Annotated in this window: 5 protein-coding genes; 2 read left to right on the top strand and 3 right to left on the bottom strand. The window is 61.4% G+C overall.

What is annotated here, in order from left to right; genetic code table 11:
• Positions 1 to 310 precede the first annotated feature (310 nt).
• Positions 311 to 1,456, bottom strand: coding sequence for a glycoside hydrolase family 88/105 protein (locus AB4Z11_RS17415; protein ID WP_442026499.1), 1,146 nt, complete (start codon positions 1,454 to 1,456; stop codon positions 311 to 313).
• An 11-nt stretch (positions 1,457 to 1,467) separates the two neighbouring features.
• Positions 1,468 to 4,344 carry a TonB-dependent receptor gene (locus AB4Z11_RS17410; protein ID WP_442026498.1) on the bottom strand — a complete coding sequence of 959 codons (2,877 nt, stop codon included), beginning with the start codon at positions 4,342 to 4,344 and terminating at the stop codon, positions 1,468 to 1,470.
• Between the two features lie 228 nt (positions 4,345 to 4,572).
• Here AB4Z11_RS17410 and AB4Z11_RS17405 point away from each other — a divergent pair, with 228 nt between their 5' ends.
• Together AB4Z11_RS17405 and AB4Z11_RS17400 are read left to right on the top strand one after the other, a co-directional pair.
• Positions 4,573 to 5,586 (top strand): LacI family DNA-binding transcriptional regulator, encoded by a 1,014-nt coding sequence (locus AB4Z11_RS17405; protein WP_442026497.1) that lies wholly within the window; start codon positions 4,573 to 4,575, stop codon positions 5,584 to 5,586.
• A 5-nt stretch (positions 5,587 to 5,591) separates the two neighbouring features.
• Positions 5,592 to 6,908 carry an MFS transporter gene (locus AB4Z11_RS17400; protein ID WP_442026496.1) on the top strand — a complete coding sequence of 439 codons (1,317 nt, stop codon included), beginning with the start codon at positions 5,592 to 5,594 and terminating at the stop codon, positions 6,906 to 6,908.
• 115 nt (positions 6,909 to 7,023) lie between these two features.
• Here the strand turns inward: AB4Z11_RS17400 and AB4Z11_RS17395 are convergent, their stop codons facing one another.
• A complete protein-coding gene (locus AB4Z11_RS17395; RefSeq protein WP_442026500.1) occupies positions 7,024 to 7,185 on the bottom strand; it encodes a ThuA domain-containing protein in 162 nt (53 codons plus the stop codon).
• Positions 7,186 to 7,197: the final 12 nt, after the last annotated feature.

Here is a 7,197-nt window from a genome sequence, read left to right as displayed (position 1 = left end):
GCGTACTGCCAGCCGTCCGCAGTGGCCAGGGAATTCTTGCGGAAGACTACGGCGTTGACGGAGTTGGCCGCCCACGCGGGCGCGATGTCCACAATGCGCGGCGGAGCGCCTGCAGCGGGCGCGCTCATTCCGCCCACTGCGGCGTCGGGGCGCGCAGCACCCGCGTGCCCCGCCCCCGTATAACCCGCACCGGCATGGCCGGCACCCGCACTGGCCGCGGCGGCCTGCCCCGTGCCGGCGACGAGCGACAGACTGCACGCCGCGCACGCCACACACGCAACGCGGGCCAGCGTGCGGCGCGCCGCACCCATCACTTCACGTACCTCGCCATCTCGCTGGCCGCCAGCAGGAAGGCCCCCACGCCAAACGGCGCCGTCGAGTTCTGGTCCACGATCTGGCCCGGAATCGCGCGTTCACCGATCGGCTGCACGTAGCCGAACTTGCCGTCCGCCTGCAGCGCCACCTTGCTCAGGAAGTGCCAGCTGCGCGCCACCACGGGAGCATATTCGGCCTTGTCCAGATAGCCGTTATTCATGCCCCACAGATAGCCGTAAGTGAAGAACGCGGTGCCGCTGCTTTCCGGACCAGGCGCCTGCTGCGGATCGAGAATGCTGCGGGTCCAGTAACCGTCCGGATGCTGCACAGGCTTCAGCACCGCCGCCATGCGCTTGTAGCGCTCCACGAAGACCGGATAAGACGGATGATCCTTTGGCAGATCGGCCAGCACCCGTGCAAAGGCCGCGAACACCCAGCCATCGCCGCGCGCCCAGAAGTCCTTGCCGCCGTTGTTCGCCTTATGCTTCGGGTAGATGTACTTGGCATCGCGGTAGTACATGCCCGCTTCACCGTCGTACATCAGCTTATCGGCGTAGGTGAAATACTCCTGCAGCTTGTCCAGGTAGCGCCGTTCGCCGGTCACGGTGTACAGGCGCGTCATCACCGGCATCACCATGTAGAGGCCATCGACCCACCACCAGTAATCGCTGTTGGGAGTGCTCATCTCGTACTGCATCACTTCCAGTGCGCGGGCGATCTTGCGCGGATCTTTGGCCGGATCGCGCTTGTACAAGTCGATGTAGGTCTGGAAGCACACCTGCCAGTCGCCGAACATCACATTGTCGTCCGTTTCGCCGTACTGGTACTTCCAGTTCGCCTTCACGTCCGACTTCGCGCCCAACCAGCGATTATGCTCCGCCCACGCCGTCGAATAGCTGCGCCAGGCCTCGTTGCCGGTCAGCGCATACGCCGCCATATTACCTGTATGGTAGGCCGCCACGTCCCAGAAGGCCCACTTCTCGGGAGCGTTGTTGCGCTGCCAGTAGGCATTGGCCCGGTTCAGAGCCCCCAGCACTTCCTCTTGCGAGGCGGCGCCGGGAGCGCCTGTCGTTGTCGCGCAGCCCGTGGCCAGCGCTGCGATGCCAGCCACGGCGAGTTTCAGACAGAGTCGTCTCTTCATGCGCCGATCCATTACAGCTTGCCGCGAATGCCGAACTTGATAGTGCGCCCGTCGTACTTGGCGTAGTCCATGCGCGTGCTCTTGCCGTCGCCGTACTTGCCGGTGGCGTCTTCGAAGTAGTCATAGGACAGCGTGTTGGAGAGATTCATCGCATCCACACGGAACTCCAGGTTCTCGTTGATCTTGTAGGTGAAGTTGGCGTCCAGGTAGCCGCGGGCAGCGCGCCAGCGGATCAGGTCATCGCCATTGTTCTTCGGATTATCCGGATGCAGCGAACGGCCCTTGTAGTTGTACGAGAGACGCATCGCAATCTTGTTGTTCTCGTAGTAGGTGGTCAGGCTGTATGCGAACTTCGGCACCGAATTGACTTCGATCTGCTTACCGGCATTGGTAATCCACGGCATGCTGTTGAACGGATCGATGTGGGTATAGCTGGCCAGCCCGCCCAGGCCCTTGAACGGCTCCGGCAGGAAGGTGAAGGACTGCTGGTAAGCCAGCTCATAGCCTTTCAGCGTCTGCTCGCCCGCATTGCTGTAGGTACGCAGCGTCATCGGCAGGTTTGGATCGACCTTGCCGTTCTGGGTGTAGAAGATGGCGCCCAGTGCGGTATCCGGCAAGCCCAGTGCGCCGAAGGTGGTCTGAGTCGTGGTCGACACCGTGGCGTCGGTCAGCTTCTTGTTGAAGTAACCGGCGGACAGCAGGCCGCCCGGCTGGAAGTACCATTCCAGGCTCGTATCCAGATTCTTCGACTGTTGCGGACGCAGGTTCGGATTACCGGCCGTAGCGCTGTTGTCGAACGGATTGGGAATCACGGTCTGCGCAGCGATGATGGACAGCGATGCACGGCTGATGGTCTTGCCGTAGGAAGCACGCCACATCAGATCATCCGTGATATCGAAGGCGGCGCTGACAGCTGGCAGCACATTGCTGTAGGAGCCGTGTTCTTCGTTTGGCTGATAGGTGTTGTTGCTGCCGGTCTTCTTGAAGTTGTCGATGTCGGTTTCGGTCTTCGAGTAACGCACACCGGCGTTGACGCGCAGCTCGTGGCCCGCAAACAGCTCACCTTTGAAGTCGGACTGGATGAAGGCGGTCTTGACCTTTTCGTCGGCTGTGAAGCTCTGCGCCGGCGTGAAGGTGGCCGAGGTGTTGAAGGCCAGCGGGTCGAAGGTGCCGTAGGTATAGTCCTTCGTGAAGGTACCGAATTGGTGCGGCCAGCCGGCGCCCATGTCCAGATTGCTGATCGGGAGCGTGGAAGTCATGCCCTTGCGCAGGCTCGCATCGCCCAGCTGATTCAGCTTGGCGGTCATGTCGGTGGTGGCGTTGCGCTTGTCGACGCCCTTCTTGGTGTCGACATAGACCAGACCCGCCTTCAGGTGACCCTTCCAGTCGCCTGGCAGGCCGTAATCCCAGTCCGCCACCAGGCGGCCCTGGCGGCCTTTGTCGGTCTCGCGGGTCCAGCCGGTGCCGATGCCGAAGCCCGTGAAATTGGCCGGGTTGGTGTAATCGACCGGCGAAGACAGCGAAGGATAGACGTGGTCCGAACCGTAATCGATGGTGGAATCGACGCCGAAGATCTGGCCGGACAAGGTGTCCTGATAGCTGATTGCATCGCTGTTATTGGCGCTCAACTGGCCGGTCACGGCGAAGCCTTTGCTTGGGGTCCACTTGCCGTTGGCCGCGATGTAGCCGAACTTGGTTTCATCTTCCGTGTAAGTGACGCCGCTGCTGTAAGAGGTATTGCCGAAGGTGCCGGTCAGCAGATTGGAATCCGGATCGATATGCACGTTCAATGGAACGAAGCCGCTGTGTCCCGCCTGCCCTGCTGGTGCATTGCGATCGGTGGTCTTGCTGTTGCGGACCAGGATGCCGTAGTACAGCTCATCGCGCTTGTTCTTCAGGCGCGAATACATGCCATCCAGGCTGAAGTCGAATTCCGCGGTCTTGAACTGCACCGAGGACACCAGGCCATCACGCGTACGCTCGTTGGACGAACCGTAGAAGCGGTAGATACGCGGCAGGAAGGCATTGTCGATCTGGTCCTTGGTGTAGCCGGACAGATTGGCGCGCGGATCGTTGTAGTCCAGCGCCACGGCGAAGTTACCCTGCACCGGGCTCTTGCTGCCATTGAAGGAGCTGTTGTAGCCGCCGGTCGCTTCAAAGCCGGACCGGTTATTCACGGCCTTCGAATGCGAACCGCCGATCAGGAAGCCCCAGTTGCCCCAGGTGTTCGAATACAGCGCGAAGCCGGAAGGATCGGTTTTCTCCGAAGTGGTGTTGTAGGAACCGTTCAGCGCATAGCGCACGGTGCGCTTCGGATTATCGAATGGACGCGGCGATTGCAGGTCCACCACGCCACCCAGACCGCCCTCGGTCAATTCGGCCAGTGGCGATTTGTAGAAGTCGACGCGGCCAAACAGTTCGGACGCGAACACGTCGTAGTTGAAGCCGCGCGCCGCACTGCCGATGGTGGCGGTGGACGTGGTGTTGACCGGCGCGCCGTTCAGCGTGGTGACCGAATATTCAGTCGGCAGACCGCGGATCGAAATACGCTGCCCTTCGGCCGAGCTTTCGTCGCGGTTCAGGATCACACCCGGCACGCGCTGCAGCGATTCGGCCACGTTCGATTCAGGGAATTTGCCGATGTCTTCCGCCACGATCGAGTCGCGTACGCCGATGGCCTGCTGTTTCAGGTTCAGAGCCTTCTGCAGGCTGGAACGGAAGCCCGTCACCACCACGGTTTCGACCGGGGCGGTTGGCGCGTCCGGCGCAGCGGCCGGCGTTGCGGCATCGGCTGCATCGGCAGGAGCGGCCGTCTGCGCCGCTGCGTTGTTACCGTAAGCCGCTGCCAAAGCCAGGGGCAAAACGGTGGCAAGAATCGTCTTTCTCATTTGGTCTCCGTGACTGTTTTTCTGTGTTTGTTAGCATGCCCAAGTCGTCTGACAACAGGCATATGACCACGTTACCATACACTTGCCTTGCACACAAAATGATCACTACCATGAGCGGAAACCGGCAGTAAGTGTCTGATTTTGCTGACAAATCCATTAGAATTGATGAAAAATATGTGGTATCGTGACCACATGCTCTTCTGCAAATAATCGAAAAAATGATCAGTTATGCGAAAAACCAGCAAACTCAGTGAAGTGGCAAAGATCGCCGGGGTGGCCCCGATCACCGCTTCGCGTGCCATTCGCGGGGTTGGCTATGTATCCGAAGAAGCGCGCGCCCGCATCATGGCGGCCGCGGCGCAGCTGAACTACACGCCGGATATGCTGGCGCGGCGCATGCGCGGCGATAAGAGCAAGCTGATTGGCGTGTTCGTGAACAGCTATGGTCCGGTAGTGCTGCACGAGATCATCCGCGCGGTGGGCGACGAGGCGCGCAGCCAGGGCTATGATATGTTGATGTTCAATGCCGAACGCTTCGACAATCCTGGCCGCATGGCCACCAGCGAAATGCTTACCAAGCTGTGCGACGGCCTGGTGGTGGTGATGCCGACCGCGCAGGACACCTTCCTGAAAGTGCTGGAACAACAGAAGCTCAGCTCCGTGCTGGTCTGCTTCGACGCCAGGCAATTCGAGATGCCGTCCGTGGTGCCGGAAAACCGCATCGGTGCGCGTATCGCGGTGGAGCATCTGGTGTCGCTGGGCCACCGCCGCATCGGTTTCATCGGCGGCAATCCCGGCACCGGCCAGAGCGCGGAGCGTGAACGGGGTTATCTCGACGGATTGCAGGAGGCGGGTCTGCCGCATGATCCGGCATTGATGGTCAACGGCGCCTTTGCGCAATCGGGCGGCTTCTCCGCAACGGAAAAATTGCTGGCACTGGAGCCCCGCCCCACCGCTATCTTTGCCGCCAACGATGAAATGGCGTTCGGCGCCATGGACGCCATCAACAGCAAGGGCCTGAAGGTGCCGGCCGATATTTCGGTGATCGGCTTCGACGACATTCCAACCTCCAGCTACGTCTTCCCTACCCTGACCACCATGCGCCAGCCGTTCAAGGACATGGCCGTGCGCGCAGTCAGCGAGGTGGTTGCGTTGATCGAAGGCCGCGAGCCCGCCGCGGCAAGAATCGCCTTCCCGGTCGAGCTGGTAGTCCGCAATTCCACCGGACCGGCTCCGGCCTGAGGCCCATGCAGCGCGCCGGCTCCCTTCTGCGCTATACCCTGTGGGGGCTGGCTGCGGTCGTGTGCGGGCTGCTGGTTGGCGAACTGGGCATCGCCATGCGCGACCGCTGGGCGATTCCGACCGGCCTCGTGGTGCTGCGGCGCTACGGCGCCACCGACACCACGATCTCACTGCTGATGTCCGCCCTGCCTGCGGTAATCAGCGTCTTTGTCGTGCCGCGCATTGGCTATTACTCGGATCATTTCCGCAGCCGCTGGGGAAGGCGGCGGCCATTTCTGCTGGCCACCGGCCTGCTCGGCGCGCTGGCCATGGTGTGCGTAGCCTTTGCACCGGCTTTCGCGCATATCACGCATGCAGTGCTGGGCTCCTGGTCGCCGGGATTGCCGGTACTGGGCATCGCTTACTTCTGCCTGTTCTGGACTGTCTTCGATTGCGCGGCCATCACCACCACGGCGCTGTACAGCGGCTTGGTGAACGACGTGATTCCGCGCGGCTTTGTGGGCCGCTTCTATGCAGTGTTCCGCATCGTCGGCCTGGGTGTGGCAATCGGCTTTAACACTTCCGTGTTTGCGCTGACGGATGCTTATCTGTTCGAGATCCTGCTGGCGATTGCACTGGTGTTCGGGACTGCGATTCCGCTCATGTGCGTACTGACGCGCGAGCAGCCTTTGCCCGATGCACCCTCACCCAAGCCGAACGCCTCATGGCCCCGGCTGGAGGGCAGCTATTTGTGGAAGTGCGCGATGTTCATGTTCGCCGGCGTGACGTTCGGACCGTTCAACACTTTCTCGCAGAGCTATGCGCAGAGCCTGGGCATTTCACTGGCCGATCTGGGATCGATGACGGCGAGCGCTTATGCCGTGTCGATCGCTACGGCATTCGGCGTAGGCTGGCTGGTGGACCGCTTCGGCGCCATGCGCGTGTCGGGGATACTGATGGCCGCTTACTTTGCGATCGCGGTGTGCGGCTATCTGCTGGTGCATGACGCGGCGAGCTTCCGCGGATTTTATCTCGCGCACGTGCTGATGTCCGGCGCTTACTTCACCGCCGCGTCGTCGATGCCGATCGAACTGTTCGCCAGCCGCGACTTCGTTCGGTTCAATTCGAGCAAGGACATCATGGTGGCCTTCGCGGTCATTCTCGTCAGCACGGTGCAAGGCCCCATGCTCGATTTCACCGGCCACAATTACGCGCTCACCATCGCCAGCGCCGCCCTGTTCTCCCTGCTCTGCCTCGGCTGCATGGCGCAGCTCACCCTGAACTTTTCCTCCACCAGCCTGTCCAACCTCAAAACCGCAAGCCCCGAACTGCCTCACAGTTGAGCAATTCGCGCTGAAGGAATTGCGAAAGGAACTCCATGCGTCAATGCGCTGGGTCGTCGGCCTTGTGCTGGCCAATTCCACGCTGGTGGCCGGATTTTTTGCCAGGGTTGCAGGGCTATTCCAGGCCGCGGCCGGTGGCGGCCCAGTAGATGCCGCCGAAGAGGTGGTGGCGGAACAGCGGATCGCTGTAGGTTGCAGGGAGGTGTCCCAGAGCGGTGTAGAAGGAGCGGCCGCCGTCGTAGTTCTGATACCAGCTGATCGGATGGAACTTGCCCATGCCCTTCCCTTC

The sequence above is a fragment of the Pseudoduganella sp. RAF53_2 genome, assembly GCF_052113985.1.
Lineage (GTDB): Bacteria > Pseudomonadota > Gammaproteobacteria > Burkholderiales > Burkholderiaceae_D > Rugamonas.
This window is presented reverse-complemented; position numbering and strand designations above follow the sequence as displayed.